Origin of the sequence: Streptomyces bullii (assembly GCF_042657145.1) — a bacterium.
Classification (GTDB): domain Bacteria; phylum Actinomycetota; class Actinomycetes; order Streptomycetales; family Streptomycetaceae; genus Streptomyces; species Streptomyces bullii.
Genome location: NZ_JBHSNY010000014.1, coordinates 134,006 through 152,438, shown reverse-complemented (window position 1 = coordinate 152,438; position 18,433 = coordinate 134,006). Strand labels below are relative to the sequence as shown.

Sequence of the window (18,433 nt, the reverse complement as noted above, 5' to 3'; positions counted from 1 at the left end):
GTCGTCCTCGACCCGCGCGCAGACCTCTCGCACCCGCGAGGGGTTTTTCTGTTTCCTGGCCCACCCACAGCCGGGAGGCGAGCGCGAGGGACCATGGGGGGACGGTGGAACCGGTCATTCCGGTAGACCGAGATCCAATACAGGAGCCTTCAGACCATGACGGAAACCAGCGAGCTCGACGACTCGTTCCACGTCTTCGACACCACCCTGCGCGACGGCGCCCAGCGCGAGGGCATCAACCTCACGGTCGCGGACAAGCTGGCCATCGCACGGCACCTGGACGACTTCGGCGTGGGCTTCATCGAGGGGGGCTGGCCGGGCGCCAACCCCCGGGACACCGAGTTCTTCGCCCGCGCCCAGAAGGAGATCGAGTTCCGGCACGCGCAGCTGGTGGCGTTCGGCGCCACACGCCGGGCGGGCGCGAAGGCGGCGGAGGACCCGCAGGTCAAGGCTCTGCTCGACTCGGGCGCCCCGGTCGTCACCCTGGTCGCCAAGTCCCACGACCGCCATGTCGAACTGGCCCTGCGCACCACCCTCGACGAGAACCTGGAGATGGTCCGCGACACCGTCTCCCACCTGCGTTCCCAGGGGCGCCGCGTGTTCGTCGACTGCGAGCACTTCTTCGACGGCTACCGCGCCAACCCCGAGTACGCCAAGTCCGTGGTGCGCACGGCGGCCGAGGCCGGCGCCGACGTGGTGATCCTGTGCGACACCAACGGCGGCATGCTCCCGGCCCAGGTCCACGCCGTGGTCTCGACCGTCCTGGCCGACACAGGCGCCCGCCTCGGCATCCACGCCCAGGACGACACCGGCTGCGCGGTCGCCAACACCCTCGCCGCCGTCGACGCGGGCGCCACCCATGTGCAATGCACCGCCAACGGCTACGGCGAGCGCGTCGGCAACGCCAACCTGTTCCCCGTCGTCGCCGCCCTGGAGCTGAAGTACGGCAAGAAGGTCCTGCCCGAGGGCCACCTGCGCGAGATGACCCGCATCTCGCACGCCATCGCCGAGGTCGTCAACCTCACCCCCTCCACCCACCAGCCCTACGTCGGCGTCTCCGCCTTCGCGCACAAGGCCGGCCTGCACGCCTCCGCGATCAAGGTCGACCCGGACCTCTACCAGCACATCGACCCCGAGCTGGTCGGCAACACCATGCGGATGCTGGTCTCCGACATGGCGGGCCGCGCCTCGGTCGAACTCAAGGGCAAGGAGCTCGGCATCGACCTCGGCGGCGACCGGGAGCTGGTCGGCCGCGTGGTGGAGCGCGTGAAGGAACGCGAGCTGAAGGGTTACACCTACGAGGCCGCCGACGCCTCCTTCGAGCTGCTGCTGCGCACCGAGGTGCAGGGCAGGCCGCTGCGCTACTTCGAGGTCGAGTCCTGGCGCGCCATCGTCGAGGACCGCCCCGACGGCAGCCACGCCAACGAGGCCACCGTCAAGCTGTGGGCCAAGGGCGAGCGCATCGTCGCCACCGCCGAGGGCAACGGCCCGGTCAACGCCCTCGACCGCGCCCTGCGCGTGGCGCTGGAGAAGATCTACCCGCAGCTCGCCAAGCTCGACCTCGTCGACTACAAGGTCCGCATCCTGGAGGGCGTGCACGGCACCCAGTCCACGACCCGTGTCCTGATCTCCACCACCGACGGCGCGGGGGAGTGGTCCACGGTGGGTGTCGCCGAAAACGTCATCGCCGCGTCGTGGCAGGCGCTGGAGGACGCGTACACGTACGGGCTGCTGCGCGCCGGGGTGACGCCGGCGGAATGAGGCGCGCGGGCGCGTTCCCGAGGGGGTCCGTCCGTGGTGTCGGTCCTGGTGGGAAAAGCCCCACCAGGACCGATCTGCTTTTCTATGCCGTTTCTTTGCCGATTCGGGTAGCTTCGAACATATGAAGGCCGCGCTGGTGCGTACCCTCGTACGCCTGTTGATCGTGCCGGTCGCCGCCGTACTGGCGGCGCTGATGGTCGGTGCGCCCGGGGCGCACGCGGCCACGGACCTCTCCCGAGTCGCCGAAGCGCTGCGCGAGAGTCCCGTGTATGTGGACCCGGAGGCCACCGCGCAGCTGTCCGAGGCGGACGCGGAAGCGCTCGCCGACAAGATCGAGGACGCTGACAAACCCGTCTTCGTGGCGGTCCTCCCGGCGGACTACCCGACCGAGAACCTCTTCCAGAACCTGCGCACCGAGACCGGCGTCACCGGCCTGTACGGCATCCGGCTCGGCGACGAGTTCGACGCGCGCGCCGACAGCAGCGTGCTGAGCCGCCAGGCGGTGGACAACCTGGTCACGGCCGTGCGGGGCGCGGGTGACGCCAAGGCCCAGCTGAACGACTTCGTCGACGACGCGCTGCGCAACGTCGGCGGTTCGGCGCCGAGCACCTGGACCGACGGTTCCGGCGGCGACGGCGTGCCCACCGCTGCGCTGATCACCACCGGCGCCGTGCTGGCGGCCGGCGGCGCGGGCGCGTACGCCCTCGCACGGCGCAACCGGCGGCGCCACGCCGAGGAGCAGCGCGCGGCCCTGGAGAGGCTGCGGGTGGTGGTCGACGAGGACATCACCGCCTTCGGCGAGGAGCTCGACCGCCTCGACTTCCATCCCGGCGAACCCGGCGCCGACGACGCGATGCGCGCGGACTACGAGCACGCCCTCGACGCCTACGAGCAGGCGAAGTCGCTGATGGCGGCCGCCACGAAACCCGAGGACGTCCGGGCCGTCACCCAGGCCGTCGAGGACGGCCGCTTCGCCCTGGCCACCCTCGCCGCCCGCCGCGAGGGCCGCCCGCTGCCCGAGCGCCGCCCGCCCTGCTTCTTCGACCCGCGTCACGGACCCTCGGTCGTCGACGCCACCTGGACCCCGCCGGGCGGCGCGACGCGCGAGGTGCCGGTGTGCGCCGCCGACGCCACCCGCCTCGCCGACGGCCGCGACCCGGTCATCCGAGAGGTGGACACCGAGTACGGCCGCCGCCCCTACTGGGACGCGGGCCCGGCCTACGGCCCCTGGGCCGGCGGTTACTTCGGCGGCGGCATCCTGCCCGGCCTCCTCATCGGCACGATGCTCGGCAGCATGATGGCCACGCCGTCCTACGCCGCCGACTACGGCGCCGGTTACGGCGACTTCGGCGGCTACGAGGGCGGTGACCTGTCCGGAGCCGACTTCAACACCGACGACTTCTCGGGCGGCTTCGGCGGTGGCGACTTCGGGGGCGGTGACTTCGGCGGGGGCGGTGACTTCGGCGGCGGATTCTGAGCGGATCACCGCCCTCACGGCCCGACCCGAAGGCTGGTCCCGGCGCAGCTCGGCGGCCCCGCGCGAATGGGTCCGCCGCTCTCGCGGACAGGTGAGCCGCCGCCCCCGCGGACCGGTTGGCCACCGCCCCAGCGGACAGGCGAACGCCCGCCCTCCGGCGCGGGGAGTGGAAGGCGGGCGTATTCGCGGTGGGGACCGGGCGCGGCGGCGTCACGTGCTCGGGCGCGGCGCCGTCACGCGTTCCTGATCGCCGAGATGTCGAAGTTCAGCTTGATCTTGTCGGATACCAGGAAGCCGCCCGTCTCCAGTGCGGCGTTCCAGGTCAGGCCCCACTCGGAGCGCAGGATCGTGGCCTTGCCCTCGAAGCCGACGCGCTCGTTGCCGAAGGGGTCCTTCGCGGCGCCGTTGAACTCGAGGTCGATCGTGACCGGCCGGGTGACGCCGAGGATGGACAGGTCGCCGGTGATGCGGTAGTCGTCGCCGCCGAGGGCCTCCGCCTTGGTGGAGCGGAAGGTCATCGTCGGGAACTCGTCCGTCCTGAAGAAGTCCGCGCTCTTCAGGTGCCCGTCGCGGTCGGCGTTGCCGGTGTCGATGCTGTCCATCTTGACGTCGATGGACGCGCTGGACAGGGACGGATCGGTGCCGTCCAGGTGCAGCGATCCGGCGAAGTCGAGGAACTTGCCCTTGACGTTGGTGACCATGGCGTGGCGGGCCGTGAAGCCGATCGTGGTGTGTGCGGGGTCGATCGTGTAGTCGCCGGTCAGCGTGGCGAGGTTGGCGTTGGTGCTCATGGTGTCCTCCTCCTGATGGTCCGTTTAAGTTTCAACTACTTCAACACGACCCACCGTAGTCCTATTCCGTTCAATGTTCAACAGTTCTTGCGGGTGTGGCGCGCATGGATCACCTCATGCCCCCGCCCAGTCGCCTGCGCGGTCCGGGACGCCGTACGGCACACCCGGGACGTCGCGGACGTGCCCGGCTGGCTCACCCTGCCGGGCCCCCGCGGAATCCCCCTCGGCCGTTCCGGCGGCTGCTGGACCCTTCCGGCTGACAGGCGCCCGCGCTCCTGGCAGAGGCAGGGCGTGACCTCCCGGCGCCGGGCCCGGAGCCTGCCCCGCCGCGCCCTCCTGCTCGCCGCGACGGCCCTGGCAGCGACCGGCGGCGCCGGCCCCGCCTCATGCCGGGCGCCTCCCTCGCAGCGGTTGCCCGCCGTGCCGCCGACCGCGCTGGGCTGTCGGTGCTCGCCAACGACAGCGCACGCCAGGCGGTCGCCGTCCCCTCCCTCGGTCTGACGGCCGCCGGCTTCTGGCGACCGGGTACGGCCGGCCCGCTGGCCGCGTCCGCCGCGGCGAGCGTGCTGATCCGCCGCCGGGGCCGTACCGCTACCCTCTGCGTGAGCGAACCACCCCGAACGGGCGAACCGCTGGAGATCACTTAGGGCTGCCCCGTCCGGGCCTTCGTCCGGGCCGACGGGACGGTCGAGGTCCTGGCGACAGGCGCCCGGCTGCGCGTGCGTGTCACTCCGGGGGAGGTATGTGCCACCCACCGATGTGAGGTGACTCTCAGCTGACGCCTTTGTGTGACCCCTACAAGGCAAAGCCCCCCTGAGCAGTCGGAACGGCTGCATGCGGCCCAGGTTCTGTTCAGGTGTACCAGGAAAACACGCCGGAGACTGTGAGGAGTCGACGGCTCGCATTCCTTGCCGGGCTTCGTAAGGTCGCTACATGACCGTTTTGGATGAGGCGCCGGGTGAGGCACAGGGCGAGGCCCCGGGCGAGCCGACCGACGCGCGCGGACGTGTGGCCGAACTGCACGAGATCCGTGCGCAGGCACTGGCCGGCCCGAGCGAGAAGGCGACCCAGGCGCAGCACGCCAAGGGCAAGCTGACCGCGCGGGAGCGCATCGAGCTCCTCCTCGACCCGGACTCCTTCCGGGAGGTCGAGCAGCTGCGCCGGCACCGGGCCAGCGGCTTCGGCCTGGAGGCCAAGAAGCCGTACACCGACGGTGTGATCACCGGCTGGGGCACCGTGGAGGGCCGCACGGTCTTCGTCTACGCCCACGACTTCCGGATCTTCGGCGGCGCGCTGGGCGAGGCCCACGCCAAGAAGATCCACAAGATCATGGACATGGCCATCGCGGCCGGTGCCCCGCTCGTGTCGCTGAACGACGGCGCGGGCGCCCGCATCCAGGAGGGCGTCGTCGCCCTCGCCGGCTACGGCGGCATCTTCCAGCGCAACACCAAGGCCTCCGGGGTGATCCCGCAGATCTCGGTGATGCTCGGCCCGTGCGCGGGCGGCGCGGCGTACAGCCCCGCCCTGACGGACTTCGTCTTCATGGTCCGCGAGACCTCCCAGATGTTCATCACCGGCCCCGACGTGGTCAAGGCGGTGACGGGTGAGGAGATCACCCAGAACGGCCTGGGTGGCGCGGACGTGCACGCCGAGACCTCGGGCGTCTGCCACTTCGCCTACGACGACGAGGAGACCTGCATCGCGGAGGTCCGCTACCTCCTCTCCCTCCTCCCGCAGAACAACCGCGAGAACCCGCCGCGGGTGGAGTCCACCGACCCCGTGGACCGCCGCTCGGACACCCTGCTGGACCTGGTTCCGGCGGACGGCAACCGTCCGTACGACATGGCCAAGGTCATCGAGGAGCTCGTCGACGACGGCGAGTACCTGGAGGTCCACGAGCGCTGGGCGCGCAACATCATCTGCGCACTGGCCCGGATGGACGGACAGGTCGTCGGCATCGTCGCCAACCAGCCGCAGGTGCTGGCCGGCGTGCTGGACATCGAGGCGTCCGAGAAGGCCGCACGCTTCGTCCAGATGTGCGACGCCTTCAACATCCCGATCGTCACGTTCCTGGACGTCCCCGGCTTCCTCCCGGGCGTCGACCAGGAGCACGGCGGCATCATCCGCCACGGAGCGAAGCTGCTGTACGCCTACTGCAACGCGACCGTGCCGCGGATCTCGCTGATCCTGCGCAAGGCCTACGGCGGCGCCTACATCGTCATGGACAGCCAGTCCATCGGCGCCGACCTCACCTACGCCTGGCCCACCAACGAGATCGCCGTCATGGGCGCGGAGGGCGCGGCCAACGTCATCTTCCGCCGCCAGATCGCCGAGGCCGAGGACCCCGACGCGATGCGGGCGCGGATGGTCAAGGAGTACAAGTCCGAGCTGATGCACCCGTACTACGCGGCCGAGCGCGGCCTCGTGGACGACGTCATCGACCCGGCCGAGACCCGCGAGGTCCTCATCAGGTCCCTCGCCATGCTGCAGACCAAGCACGCCGACCTGCCCTCCCGCAAGCACGGCAACCCGCCCCAGTAACCCGGTGGACCCATCGCGGCAACCCCGCGGACCTCTCTCTCACGGAGACTGACACCCATGGACACCCCAGACATTCGCGTCGAGAAGGGCCACGCAGAGCCGGAGGAAGTCGCCGCGATCACGGCCATCCTCCTGGCCCGCGCGGCAGCCCGCCCCGCCGACACCCCCCCGGCCCACCGTGGCCGCCGCCGCGCCGGCTGGCGCCGGCTGGAGCGCGAGCCGGGCTTCCGCGCCCCGCACAGCTGGCGCTGACCCACAGCGACACGAGGAAAGGCCCCTCCCACAGTGGAGGGGCCTTTTCGTCTGCCCGAGGGCAGTGCCTCAACGGGCGTGGGGCCGTACCGCTGCGGCTCCGCCGCGTGGGCACGAGCGACCACCCACCGGCCGCACCCGGCAACGCGACAGCCCCCGGCAGGCCAGTGGCCGCCAGGGGCTGTCCCGCAGCACCCGGAGAACGCCTACCGCAGCCGCGCCATCAACGCATGCTCCACCAGCGTGATCAGCGTCGACTTCGCGTCGGCCCGATGCCGCGCGTCCGTCGTGATGATGGGCGTGTCCGGTCCGATCTGCAGCGCTTCCCGCACCTCGTCCGGCGAGTACGGCTGCTGGCCGTCAAAGCCGTTCAGGGCGATGACGAACGGCAGGCCGCTGTTCTCGAAGTAGTCGACGGCGGGGAAGCAGTCGGCGAGCCTCCTCGTGTCGACCAGGACCACCGCGCCGATGGCGCCGCGCACCAGGTCGTCCCACATGAACCAGAAGCGGTCCTGGCCGGGCGTACCGAACAGGTACAGGATCAGGTCCTGGTCCAGGGTGATACGGCCGAAGTCCATGGCGACCGTCGTGGTCGTCTTGTCCCCGGTGTGGGTGAGGTCGTCGATGCCCGCCGAAGCAGACGTCATGACGGCCTCCGTGCGCAGCGGGTTGATCTCCGAGACGGCGCCGACGAACGTGGTCTTGCCCACGCCGAAGCCGCCCGCCACCACGATCTTCGCGGAGGTGGTGGAGCGGGAAGGACCGCCGCTAGAGCTTGCGAAGTCCACTGAGCACCCTTTCGAGCAGTGTCACGTCTGGCTGGCCACCGGCGTTCTCGTCGCCGCCGGGCTGATGGATGGCGACCAGTCCCGCCTCCGCCAAGTCGGCGACGAGGATCCTGGCCACGCCGAGAGGGATCGTCAGGAGAGCCGAGATCTCGGCCACCGACTTGATCTCACGGCAGAGGTTGCAGATCCGCTGATGCTCGGGCAACTGGCCCTGCATCTGGTGCGGCTGCGCGGTGGTGTGCACCAGTGCCTCGATGGCGAGCTGGTAGCGCGGCCTGGTACGACCGCCCGTCATGGCGTACGGGCGCACCAGGGGGTTGTTCGACGCCCCGGCGGGCGCCGGCTCGGGGGTGCGGCGCTGCGGCTGCACGGGCTGGATGCGCGGTGCCGGCGGCTGGTCGTACGGCGACGGGCCGGGGCCCTGCGGCGCGTACGGCTGCCGGTGGCTCGGTGTGGAGGGGAAGTTGTACCGGTTCTGGGAACCGTCGTTCGGGCCCTGGGCAGGGCCGTACGACCAGTTGCCCGAGGACGAACCGCCTGGGGGTGTTGCCACTTTCTCCTCCTCCGACTGTGCCTGGCGCCCATCATGTGGAGCCGCGTCCCGAAACCTTACGGTGCCGGGACGCCAAAACGCACCGTACGCCCGTTAGTTGAGAAGGCTCCCTTGGAGCTCCGCACGAAGGTCCGGCGTCAGGACCGTACCGGCTCGGTCCACGAGAAGCGCCATCTCGTACCCGATGAGACCGATGTCGGCCTCCGGATGTGCGAGAACCGCGAGCGAGGAACCGTCGGAGATGGACATGATGAAGAGGAAGCCCCGCTCCATCTCCACAACCGTCTGATTGACGCTCCCGCCCTCGAAGATCCGGGAGGCGCCTGCCGTCAGAGACGTCAGACCGGAGGCGACGGCCGCGAGCTGGTCGGCGCGGTCGCGGGGGAAGCCTTCGGACATCGCCAGAAGGAGTCCGTCGGCGGAGACCACCACCGTGTGGGACACCCCCGGGGTGTTGTCCACGAAGTTGGTGATCAACCAGTTCAGGTTCTGTGCCGCCTGGCTCATCGGGCTCACACTAACGCTCCTGGTTGTAGGTGCTGTCAGGACCGAAGCCCTGGCCGTTCGTTTCACTGCCTGCGTTGCGGCCTCGCTGGACGCCGCGCCGCAGGTTGCTCAGCCTGCCCCGGACGTCCTCCGGGGCGCGGGAGACCTGTGGGCCTCCCTGGGGGGTGCTCTCGGCGGCGCCCTCGATCAGGTTGGCCTTGGGCACCCGCCGCGGCAGGCCGGAGGAGGTGACCCCGCCCGCCTTGGGCTTCCGGAGCTGCGCGGCCTGCTGCCAGCGCTCGTCGTTCGCCGAACGCCAGCCGCTGTCGCCGTTGCTCTCCGGCGTGGAGGCCGGCGGCTCCTGGCGCCCGTGCCGCGCGCCGCCCGTGCCGTTCACGCCGCTCGCGGTGGATCCGCGGCGGGGCAGCCCGGCGTCGGTCAACGCGTGGCCTGCGGAGGGAGCCGGTCCCGGACGGTCGAAGCCTACGCGGTCCTGCTCACTCGCGTCAGCGGCCTGCGCGGATTCCGTTTCCGGAGCATCCGCAGGGTACTGGGCCGGGTAGCCGTTGCGGTAGCCGTCCTGCTGAGGCCAGTCGTCCTGGTGGCGGCGCTGCTCGAAGGCCGGGAAGGTCTCCTGGGTCGCGCTGCCCGCCGACGCGTGCTCCTCCTGAGCCGGCTCCGCATAGGAGGGCTCGGGGTAACCGCCGTTGGAGGAGAAGGGGTCGTTCTGCGGCAGCCCGCCGCCCGGCGCGTAGTACTGATCCTCGTACGACGTCCCCTGCGGTGCGTCGTACGACGTCTGCTGCTCCTCGTACGCCGGCCGGCCGTCGTAGGAGGAGGACTGCTCCTGGTAGCCGCCCTGGCCGTTGTCGTAGCCGTTCCGGCCGTCGCCGTAACCCTGCCCGCCGGCGAACTGGTCGCCGTAGTCGGGCGCCTCGACGGACTCCTGCGGGTGCTGCTGCGGCTGCTGGCCCTGCGTCTGGGCCTCCAGGGCCGCGCGGCGCTCCTCGCGCATCAGGGAGCGGCCGACGGGGTCGAGCTCGCGTATGTCGTCCGGGACGTCCGCGTAGCGGCTGTCGTCGAAGCCGAGCTCGGCGGCGGTGCGCATCGGCTGGTCGAAGTTCTCCCCGCCGAAGTTCTGCTCGGGGATGATCTGCGAGACGGTGAACTCGTCGCGGTCGACGTGCTGCTCGCCGCCGCCGCCGTGCGTGATGGCGTCCGGCAGCATGACCAGCGAGGTGGTGCCGGCCTGCTCGCCCGAGGGGCGCAGCTGGACGCGGATGCCGTGCCGGTCGGACAGGCGACCGACCACGAACAGGCCCATGCGCTGGGAGATCGCGGCGTCCACGGTCGGCGGGTTGGCCAGCTTGTGGTTGATGTCCGCGAAGTCCTCGGCCGTGAGACCGATGCCCTTGTCGTGGATCTCGATCATCACGCGGCCGTCGGGGAGACGGGTGGCGGTGACGCGGACCTTGGTCTGCGGGGAGGAGAACGTGGTGGCGTTCTCCAGCAGCTCGGCGAGCAGGTGCACGAGGTCGGTCACGGCCCGGCCGTGGATCTCGGCCTCCGGGACGCCCTGCAGCTCGATGCGCTCGTACTGTTCCACCTCGGAGGAGGCGGCGCGCAGCACGTCGATCAGCGGCACCGGCTGGTCCCAGCGGCGGCCGGGCTCCTCGCCCGCGAGGACGAGGAGGTTCTCGCCGTTGCGGCGCATACGGGTCGCCAGGTGGTCCAGCTTGAAGAGGTTCTCCAGCTGGTCCGGGTCGGCCTCGTTGTTCTCCAGGTCGGTGATCAGGGTCAGCTGGCCCTCGATCAGCGACTGGTTGCGGCGCGAGAGGTTGGTGAAGATCGCGTTGATGTTGCCCCGCAGCAGGGCCTGCTCGGAGGCGAGCCGGACGGCCTCGCGGTGGACCTGGTCGAAGGCGCGGGCGACCTCGCCGATCTCGTCGGTGGTGTTGATCGGGATCGGGGCGACGCGGGTGTCGACACGGCCGGGGTCGGTGCGGGAGAGCTGGTCGACCAGCATCGGCAGGCGCTGCTCGGCGATGCCGAAGGCGGCGTTGCGCAGCTGGCGCATGGAGCGGCTCATCTGGCGGGCCACCATGCCGGCCAGGATGAACGCGGCGAGCAGGGCGACCACGACGGCGGCACCGGTGATGTAGGCGTCGCGCTGGGCGTCGTCGGCGATCTGGGAGGCCTCGTTCACCGCCTTGTCGGCCATCTCCGACTCGATCTTCTGGTACGCGTTGAACCTGAGGGTGTTGACGGCCCACCAGTTCTCGGGGGTGATGCCCTTCTGGGCCAGCGCGAGGCGCTCGCTCGGGTCCGTGCTCCGCAGAGTCGCGAGGGCGGAGACCATCGCGGTCGGCTTGGACGGCGGCGGGACGTAGTCCGGGTTCTTGGCCCTGGCCTCCGCGGCCATCTTGGCGCCTTCCGCCCTGATCTGCGCCTCGGCCGTCACCAGCTTGGCGGCGTCCTGCTCGGTTCCGCCGCCCTTGTACTCCTCGATGGCGATGCCCTCGAGGTACGCGTACGAGGAGAGGGCGACGCGCTGCCTGGCCAGGTCCTGGCTCTCCGGACCGGGCTTGATCAGCATGTGCATGCCGATCGAGCGCTGGAGCGACAGGGCCGCCTTGGTGAGCTCGATGGCGTACACGGTCCGGCCGTAGCTGGTGATGTTGCCGGTGCCCAGGCCGAGCTCGTTGGCGAACTCCGTCAGGGGATGGGCGACCTCGACGTAGCCCTCTTCGGTCTCCACGCCCTTGAGGTTGGGGGTGTAGGCGTCCTCGCGCAGCTGCGTCAGTGTCGGCTCGGCCTTGCGGAACAGCTTCAGGCGGCGCTCCAGGCCGGGTTTGCCCGGCATGCTCTGGGCCGCCTCGTCGAAGGCGTCGGCGGCCTCGTCGGTGGCCTTGCGGGCCTCGGTGACGGTCGCCTTGTCCTGCGCCGTCTGGGCGCTGCCCTTCAGCAGGGGGGCCGCGGTGACGTCGCGCTCGTTGTAGAGGGCGTTGGCGTACAGCAAGGAGGCCCGCACCAGACGCGCGGTGTTCTCGGCGTCCTCGGCCTCCTGCCAGGTGTCGATCGAGCTCTTCACCTGGAAGCCGCCCATGACGAGGCCGACCACCACGGGTATGAGGAGGATCGCGTTGAGTCTGGTCGCCACCCGCCAGTTGCGCGGGGAGAGACGGCCGCCGCTCGGGGCGGGCGCGGCCGTTGGCTCCGAACCGGGCACGGGGGCGGGCGCCGCTGTGCGCGGCGGCGGGGTGAAGTTGCCCCGGGCCGACGGCTCGGGACTGTTCTTGCTTCGCCTCACTCGACCAACAACCTCTCGGCGGTCGGCACCAACGTTGTGCCGCAGTGTCTCAGAGCCCATGTCGTCATCGAGTACGCGCTACTGCTGAGTACGTCTTTGACTATGGGGCAGTTCAGGCATTCCAGCATGTCGACCTGCGCTCTTCCAAACAGTGGAAACCTCCGAAGCACGCACTTGTAAGCCCCAGATAAAACGGTCATAAAGAGCGAGCCCCGCCAAAAGGCGGGGCGTTTGTGCGCGCAGCGAGACCGGCCGACCGCGACGCGTGGCCGTACCACCCGATTCCTCTGCCGAAACGTTATGAACGCCGCGGCCGACCGTGTCAAAGGACACAGCCGGCTCCGGTGCATCTACGACAACTGCCGTATGGCGCTTCTGATTTGGGTGCTATCTCAGCCGTGCCATCAGGGCGTGCTCGACCAGCGTGATCAGCGCACTCTTGGCCTCGGACCGGTGCCGGGCGTCGGTGGTGATGATCGGGGTGTCCGGTCCGATCTGCAGCGCCTCGCGCACCTCTTCGGGAGCGTAGGGCTGCTGGCCGTCGAAGCCGTTGAGGGCGACCACGAAGGGCAGGCCGCTGTTCTCGAAGTAGTCGACGGCCGGGAAGCAGTCGGCGAGACGACGGGTGTCCACCAGGACCACCGCGCCGATGGCGCCACGCACCAGGTCGTCCCACATGAACCAGAAGCGGTCCTGGCCGGGCGTACCGAACAGATACAGGATCAGGTCCTGGTCGAGCGTGATGCGGCCGAAGTCCATGGCCACCGTGGTGGTGGTCTTGTCCCCGGTGTGGGTGAGGTCGTCGATGCCCGCGCTGGCGGACGTCATCACGGCCTCGGTACGGAGCGGGTTGATCTCCGAGACGGCACCGACGAACGTCGTCTTGCCCACGCCGAAGCCACCCGCCACCACGATCTTCGCGGACGTGGTGGCGCGGCCCGCTTCAGAGCTTGCGAAGTCCACTGAGCACCCTCTCGAGCAGTGTCACGTCCGGCGCACCGGTGGTTTCGTCGCCGCCCGGCTGGTGGATGGCGACCAGGCCGGCCTCCGCGAGGTCCGCGACCAGGATCCGGGCCACGCCCAGCGGCATGTTGAGCAGCGCCGACACCTCGGCCACCGACTTCACCTCGCGGCACAGGTGGCAGATGCGCTGGTGCTCCGGGAGCAGCCCCATGAGCGCTGCGGGGTCTGCCGTCGTACTGATCAGTGCCTCGATGGCCAGCTGATAACGCGGCCTCGTCCGGCCGCCCGTCATCGCGTACGGCCGTACCAGCGGCTGGTCGCCCTCGTCCTCGTACGGCTCCGCGTACGGATCATGAGAGGCGGTGGGCGGGGTCATGAATCCTCCGGGCGGGACAGCAAGTCGGTCAGTCAAGCCGTCTGACGAGGCCGGTGGGGGGATTGTGGCGGCCGGACGGTGATTTGGTGAGACGGGTGGTGCCGGGAACGCTCAGTGAAGCAGACTGCCCTGGAGCTCGGCGCGCAGGTCGGGCGTGAGCACCGCGCCCGCGCGGTCGACCAGGAGCGCCATCTCGTAGCCGACGAGGCCGATGTCGCACTCGGGGTGTGCCAGGACGGCCAGCGACGAGCCGTCCGAGACGGACATCAGGAAGAGGAATCCGCGCTCCATCTCGACGACCGTCTGCGCCACCGTGCCGCCCTCGAAGATCCGGGAGGCCCCGGCCGTCAGCGAGGTCAGCCCCGACGCGACGGCGGCGAGCTGGTCGGCGCGGTCGCGGGGGAAGCCTTCGGACATCGCCAGAAGGAGTCCGTCGGCGGACACGACGACGGTGTGGGACACCCCGGGGGTGTTGTCCACGAAGTTGGTGATCAACCAGTTGAGGTTCTGTGCCGCCTGGCTCATCGGGCTCAACTAACGCTCCTGCTGGTGAGTGGGCCGCGGGAAGCTGCCGGTCTGGGTGGACCCGGCCTGACGACCCTGTGCGATACCCCGACGGAGATTGGTCAGCCGGCCGCGCACGTCGTCGGGCGCGCGCGAGACCTGAGGACCGCTCTGGTGGGTTTGCTGCTGAGCCGTGCCCGGGACGAGGTTCGCCCGCGGCACCCGGCGCGGCAGGCCGGAGGTGGTGACGCCGCCCGCGGCCGGCTGCCGGACGCGCTCGGCCTGCCGGACGAGCTCGTCGTTGGGCGAGCTGCGCCAGGGGGAGGAAGAGGCGGACCGCTGCGGGCCGGTGGGGGCCTGCGGCTGCTGGGGGGCCGCGGCGGACGCGCCGTTGCCCTGCTGCCGGTCCTGACCACCCTGCCGTCCCTCGCCGTGGAACCAGTTGGTCTCCAGCGTGTCGTACAGCGGGGTGCGGCCGTCACCGGGCCCGGAGGCCGGCGGCAGGGCCTCCGGCTCCTGGCGGGCGGGCCGCTGCCGCGGAGCGGGCGGACGCGGGGCGCCGAAGTCGCCCCCGCCGCGCGCGCCGTTGACCTGCTGACGGTCGAACTGGCCGGGGACGGCCGGGTCGGCCGGCTCCGGACGGCTGGGCAGGGAGTGCCGGCCCGTGGAGCCGCTGTCCTGGCCCGGCGCCGGGAACTGGCCCGTGGAGCCGTTGTCGTACGCCGACGGGGCCGGGAACTGGCCCGTCGCGGCGTTGTCGTTCTGGCCGGCCGGGGCGCCGAAGACGTCCGGGCGGACGAACTGGCCGGTGCCCTGGGCGCTGTTCGCGCCGGGATGGCCGTACTGGCCCGTGTTCTGCGGGGCACCGAAGTCTGCGGGACCCTGGCGCTCGTCGATCCGCGGCATCGGGGCCGTCTGGGAGACGTCCGGCTCCTCGTGACCGCGTGGGGCGTCGGGCAGCGAGGGGCGCGGCACCGGCGGCTGGGCGTTCTCGTCGCTCCAGCTGGGCACACGCGGCTGCTGGTTGCCGCCCGGCAGCTCGGCCCGCGGACCATCGCGCGGCGGCAGCTGCGGCTGCCGCGGACGGCGACCCTGCTCGGCGTTGCCACGGCCACCGCCGAAGGCGTCCTGGCCCTCCGGCACGTTGGGGTTCGCGGCCTGCAGACCCTGCGGGGCACCCGGCGCCTGACCGAAGCCGGCACCCGGGCCGGCCGGAGCCGTACGGCCCTGCGGCGGCCCGGCGGGCGCGCCCTGATCGAACGACGGGGACGGCGGGCCCGACGGACCCTGCGGCCCGCGCGCACCACCCGGCGCACCCGGACGACCGCCCGTACCGGGCAGCGCGGCCCGCGGACCCTGGCCGGCGCCGAGCCGGCCACCACCGGTCGCATCGGCGCCGAGCGCGCCGCCGCCCGCAGGGCCGCCACCGGCCTGGGCCTGACGGCGGGCCGCGGCGGCACCGGCAGCGGCCTGCGCGGCGGCCGGACCGCCGCCCGCGACCGGTCCCTGACCGGGCTTGGGCTGGGGCTTCTTGCCGCCCTGGGCGACATCGACGGGCAGCATGACCAGCGCGGTCGTACCACCGGAGTCGGACGGGCGCAGCTGGATGCGGATGCCGTGGCGCTGCGACAGACGGCCGACCACGAACAGACCCATGCGGCGGGAGACCGAGACGTCGACGGTAGGCGGCGAGGCGAGCCGCTCGTTGATCGCCGCCAGGTCCTCCGGCGACAGACCGATACCGGTGTCGTGGATCTCGATCAGCACACGGCCGTCGGGCAGCGCGTGACCGGTGACCTTGACCTTGGTCTGCGGCGAGGAGAACGAGGTCGCGTTCTCCAGCAGCTCGGCGAGCAGGTGCACGAGGTCGTTGACGACCCGGCCGGCGACCTCGGTCGTCGGTACGGCGGCCAGCTCGATGCGCTCGTACTGCTCCACCTCGGAGGCGGCGGCACGCAGGACGTCGACCAGCGGGACCGGGCGGGTCCACCGGCGGCCGGGCTCCTCACCCGCGAGAACCAGCAGGTTCTCACCGTTACGGCGCATACGCGTCGCCAGGTGGTCCAGCTTGAACAGCGAGGACAGCTGGTCCGGGTCGGCCTCGCGGGACTCCAGCTCGGAGATCAGCGACAGCTGGCGCTGGATCAGACCCTGGGAGCGGCGCGAGAGGTTGGTGAACATCGCGTTGACGTTGCCCCGCAGCAGGGCCTGCTCGGCGGCGAGGCGGACCGCCTCGCGGTGCACGTCGTCGAAGGCCGCGGCCACCCGGCCGATCTCGTCCCGGGAGTGCACACCGACCGACTCGACGGAGGTGTCGACGTCCTGCGGGTCCGACTCCGACAGCTGCTTGACCAGCTCGGGCAGCCGGTCGGAGGCGACCTTGGTCGCGGTCTCCTCCAGGCGGCGCAGCGAGCGGATCATGGAGCGGGCCACGACGAAGGCGCCCACCAGCGAGACACCGAGCACGAGCAGGATCAGCGCACCGGAGATGATCGCGTCGCGCTCGGTGGCGCTGCGCAGCTCACGGGCCTGCTGCTCCATGTCCTCCAGCAGCCTCAGCTCGATGTTCTTCATCTGCTGGATCTTGGTGGAGCTGTCGTCCAGCCAGTCCTGGTACGAGATCTTCTGCAGGTCCTGCAGGGCGCCCTGCTTGGCGAGCACGCGGGTGGCGTACTTGTCGGTCGCCTCGATGATCGGGTTGCCCTGCCGGATGGGCTTGAGGAGTTCCTCGGAGCCGTCGCCGTAGATGCTGGTGAAGCTGTTGATCTCGGACTTCTGGCTCTCCAGGGCGGACTCGGCGTAGAGCCGGTCGTTCTCGGAGAGCGCTCCGGAGGTGGTGTTGTTGGCGGGCAGCGCCGCCGCCAGGACCGCGCGCTGGACCGACGCGTACTCCTTGGCGGCGGAGAAGGCCGCCAGGGCGCGCGTGCGCTGGATCATGTCCGGGTTGCTGGTGGCCTCGGCCATGTCCTGCGAGAGGTCCAGCAGGTTGGTGATCAGGCGGTGGTAGGCCTCGACCGACTGGGTCGAGTTGTCCTTGGACTCGTAGGCGTCGCTGCGGATCTCGTTCAGGTCGTTCAGGTCCCGCATCAGACCGACGATGCTGTCCCGGACGCCGCGGAGGTTGCCGTCCTTGGCCGCGTCGTCGACCTCTTCGGAGGCGTCGCGGAAGTTGTCCAGGGCCCGGTCGGTCTTCTCCCGGTAGCCCTTGACCGTGAAGTTGGTCCCCTTGGAGCCGTGCGCCAGCGGACCGGCCGACTGGTCGCGCTCCTCCTGGAGCGCGGCGGCCAGTTCGGTGGCCTGCTTGGTCATGTCCGTCAGCAGCTTCATGTTGTCGAGCTGCTGGATGTCGTCCATGGACTGGTTGATGCGCAGCGCGCCCAGCGAGGTGGCCGCGACCACCGGGAGCGCGAGCAGCGAGACCAGACGGGTGGAGATACGCCAGTTGCGCAGGGCTATTCGCGAGCCGGGGCCGGAGGGGCCCTTCGGCGGCTTGACGGGCGGTACCGGGGTCGCGGAGCCGGTGGGGGCCGACGTGCCGGGGCGTCCGGAGCGGTCACCGCCGTCGCCGGCGGCCGCCGGGCCCGGGTTCTGGGCGTGCTGGGGTGAGGGACCTCGGTCGGTCCCGCCGTGCGGCTCCGGCTCCGCCGAAGCGCTGCCATCCCTCTTGAAACGTCCCTGCACTAGCGTCGCAACCTCTGGACCAGGCACCCCTCCGCGTGAACGGTGGGGCACGGTGTCGGCGTCATAGGGGCGCCCTGAATACGCCCCCGTGGTGTTGGTCGTGGGTGACCGGCGCTGGTTCCCCCTTCTCGCCGCCACTCGGCGCTCTTGTGCGCCCCCTGTGCGCCGGCTCGATCCTGCGGCGGTCCGTGGAATTCCAGCACAGCACAGGATCTCCAACAAGGCCCGTACGCCAGGCCGTGACATACGTGACACCTCGTGAGGGGTGAGTCACGAGGCGTAGAAAGTGATCCCGTCCATATCGGACGTATGGCCGCGAGTCGCCCGCACGCGGGAGGTGTCCCAGTCGCCATGATCAGGAGCGGAATGGTGGCTTCAGGGGCCCAATGTCCGTTTCGTTGGGGTGGAGTGGGAGTCCGGATTGGCCGAATTGCCCGCTGCCTCGTGAGCAAACTCACACGCTGATCATGGTCTCTCCCGCCTGTTGACGGGGAATCGCATGTTTAGCCTGACGCTTTACAAAAAGGATGCTTCTGCCAACCCGCGCTGTGCGGGGGTCTGCGGACCCTCCAGGCGCCCGGACACGACAGGGTCTCGTACAACCGTGAAGACGACGACGATGTTCCACAAGATCGCCAACCCGCGGCGCACGACGCTGGCGCACCTGAAGGACGCCGACGAACTGCAGACGCCGGAGCAGCCGGAGCACGCCGTCGAGCTCCCCGCCCAGACCGCCAACCCCAAGCGCACCGTCCTCCAGGAGGTCCCCGTCGCGGCCTCCGCCGCGCAGTAGTCACGGGGGAGTACGCACGGCGGCCGCCGAACGCTCAAGCCGGCCGCACACGGACTGCGAGGGGCGCACCCGGCGGCGGGGCGCCCCTCATTATGCGCGAGATACGTCCCCTTTCCCGCGTTAGCCTGGAGCGTCAGACTCCAGCCAGCTCAGTCAA

General features: G+C 70.7%; 14 protein-coding genes and 1 pseudogene. 6 read left to right on the top strand and 9 right to left on the bottom strand.

The genetic code is table 11. The annotated features are described in order from the left end of the window. Nucleotides 1-156 precede the first annotated feature (156 nt). Nucleotides 157-1,761 (top strand): citramalate synthase, encoded by a 1,605-nt coding sequence (cimA, locus tag ACFPZJ_RS34115; RefSeq protein WP_381029879.1) that lies wholly within the window; start codon nucleotides 157-159, stop codon nucleotides 1,759-1,761. A gap of 121 nt (nucleotides 1,762-1,882) precedes the next feature. Then, nucleotides 1,883-3,238, top strand: a complete 1,356-nt coding sequence (locus ACFPZJ_RS34110; protein ID WP_381029877.1) for a hypothetical protein — start codon at nucleotides 1,883-1,885, stop codon at nucleotides 3,236-3,238. Nucleotides 3,239-3,471: 233 nt separating this feature from the next. Here ACFPZJ_RS34110 and ACFPZJ_RS34105 read toward each other — a convergent pair whose 3' ends face one another. Continuing rightward, nucleotides 3,472-4,029, bottom strand: a complete 558-nt coding sequence (locus ACFPZJ_RS34105; RefSeq protein WP_381029874.1) for a YceI family protein — start codon at nucleotides 4,027-4,029, stop codon at nucleotides 3,472-3,474. Between the two features lie 383 nt (nucleotides 4,030-4,412). On the opposite strand from ACFPZJ_RS34105, the pseudogene ACFPZJ_RS34100 reads away from it, so the two are divergent. The 3 genes and pseudogenes from ACFPZJ_RS34100 to ACFPZJ_RS34090 form a co-directional block, all read left to right on the top strand. After that, nucleotides 4,413-4,808: pseudogene (locus ACFPZJ_RS34100) on the top strand (polysaccharide lyase beta-sandwich domain-containing protein); the annotation flags it as partial. A gap of 154 nt (nucleotides 4,809-4,962) precedes the next feature. Next, nucleotides 4,963-6,570 (top strand): acyl-CoA carboxylase subunit beta, encoded by a 1,608-nt coding sequence (locus ACFPZJ_RS34095; protein ID WP_381029872.1) that lies wholly within the window; start codon nucleotides 4,963-4,965, stop codon nucleotides 6,568-6,570. A gap of 57 nt (nucleotides 6,571-6,627) precedes the next feature. Continuing rightward, entirely contained in the window at nucleotides 6,628-6,822 is a 195-nt protein-coding gene (locus ACFPZJ_RS34090; RefSeq protein WP_381029870.1) for an acyl-CoA carboxylase subunit epsilon, read from the top strand. Nucleotides 6,823-7,028: 206 nt separating this feature from the next. Here the strand turns inward: ACFPZJ_RS34090 and ACFPZJ_RS34085 are convergent, their stop codons facing one another. From ACFPZJ_RS34085 to ACFPZJ_RS34050, 8 genes are all read right to left on the bottom strand, one after another. Continuing rightward, nucleotides 7,029-7,610: a GTP-binding protein gene (locus ACFPZJ_RS34085; protein WP_044384251.1), complete on the bottom strand. Its 582-nt coding sequence runs from the start codon at nucleotides 7,608-7,610 to the stop codon at nucleotides 7,029-7,031. Continuing rightward, on the bottom strand, nucleotides 7,591-8,163 hold the full coding sequence (locus tag ACFPZJ_RS34080; RefSeq protein WP_381029867.1) for a DUF742 domain-containing protein: 573 nt from the start codon (nucleotides 8,161-8,163) through the stop codon (nucleotides 7,591-7,593). Before ACFPZJ_RS34080 ends, ACFPZJ_RS34085 begins: the two co-directional genes overlap by 20 nt. A 93-nt stretch (nucleotides 8,164-8,256) precedes the next feature. After that, nucleotides 8,257-8,670: a roadblock/LC7 domain-containing protein gene (locus tag ACFPZJ_RS34075; RefSeq protein ID WP_004983065.1), complete on the bottom strand. Its 414-nt coding sequence runs from the start codon at nucleotides 8,668-8,670 to the stop codon at nucleotides 8,257-8,259. Between the two features lie 10 nt (nucleotides 8,671-8,680). Beyond that, nucleotides 8,681-11,959, bottom strand: a complete 3,279-nt coding sequence (locus ACFPZJ_RS34070; RefSeq protein ID WP_381029866.1) for a sensor histidine kinase — start codon at nucleotides 11,957-11,959, stop codon at nucleotides 8,681-8,683. A gap of 387 nt (nucleotides 11,960-12,346) precedes the next feature. Next, on the bottom strand, nucleotides 12,347-12,922 hold the full coding sequence (locus ACFPZJ_RS34065) for a GTP-binding protein (protein ID WP_381029864.1): 576 nt from the start codon (nucleotides 12,920-12,922) through the stop codon (nucleotides 12,347-12,349). Next, entirely contained in the window at nucleotides 12,903-13,298 is a 396-nt protein-coding gene (locus tag ACFPZJ_RS34060; protein WP_159535968.1) for a DUF742 domain-containing protein, read from the bottom strand. The genes ACFPZJ_RS34065 and ACFPZJ_RS34060 overlap by 20 nt, the downstream gene beginning before the upstream one ends. A 111-nt stretch (nucleotides 13,299-13,409) precedes the next feature. Beyond that, complete coding sequence (locus tag ACFPZJ_RS34055; RefSeq protein ID WP_023546525.1) at nucleotides 13,410-13,823, bottom strand: roadblock/LC7 domain-containing protein; 414 nt, start codon at nucleotides 13,821-13,823, stop codon at nucleotides 13,410-13,412. A gap of 9 nt (nucleotides 13,824-13,832) precedes the next feature. Beyond that, a complete protein-coding gene (locus tag ACFPZJ_RS34050) occupies nucleotides 13,833-17,483 on the bottom strand; it encodes a nitrate- and nitrite sensing domain-containing protein (protein ID WP_381029861.1) in 3,651 nt (1,216 codons plus the stop codon). Between the two features lie 604 nt (nucleotides 17,484-18,087). On the opposite strand from ACFPZJ_RS34050, the gene ACFPZJ_RS34045 reads away from it, so the two are divergent. Further along, nucleotides 18,088-18,276 carry a hypothetical protein gene (locus ACFPZJ_RS34045; protein ID WP_381030099.1) on the top strand — a complete coding sequence of 63 codons (189 nt, stop codon included), beginning with the start codon at nucleotides 18,088-18,090 and terminating at the stop codon, nucleotides 18,274-18,276. Nucleotides 18,277-18,433 lie beyond the last annotated feature (157 nt).

Coding starts and splice junctions, on each gene's coding strand:
- cimA (WP_381029879.1), top strand. CDS start 157: ATGACGGAAACCAGCGAGCTCGACGACTCGTTCCACGTCTTCGACACC.
- ACFPZJ_RS34110 (WP_381029877.1), top strand. CDS start 1,883: ATGAAGGCCGCGCTGGTGCGTACCCTCGTACGCCTGTTGATCGTGCCG.
- ACFPZJ_RS34105 (WP_381029874.1), bottom strand. CDS start 4,029: ATGAGCACCAACGCCAACCTCGCCACGCTGACCGGCGACTACACGATC.
- ACFPZJ_RS34095 (WP_381029872.1), top strand. CDS start 4,963: ATGACCGTTTTGGATGAGGCGCCGGGTGAGGCACAGGGCGAGGCCCCG.
- ACFPZJ_RS34090 (WP_381029870.1), top strand. CDS start 6,628: ATGGACACCCCAGACATTCGCGTCGAGAAGGGCCACGCAGAGCCGGAG.
- ACFPZJ_RS34075 (WP_004983065.1), bottom strand. CDS start 8,670: ATGAGCCAGGCGGCACAGAACCTGAACTGGTTGATCACCAACTTCGTG.
- ACFPZJ_RS34060 (WP_159535968.1), bottom strand. CDS start 13,298: ATGACCCCGCCCACCGCCTCTCATGATCCGTACGCGGAGCCGTACGAG.
- ACFPZJ_RS34055 (WP_023546525.1), bottom strand. CDS start 13,823: ATGAGCCAGGCGGCACAGAACCTCAACTGGTTGATCACCAACTTCGTG.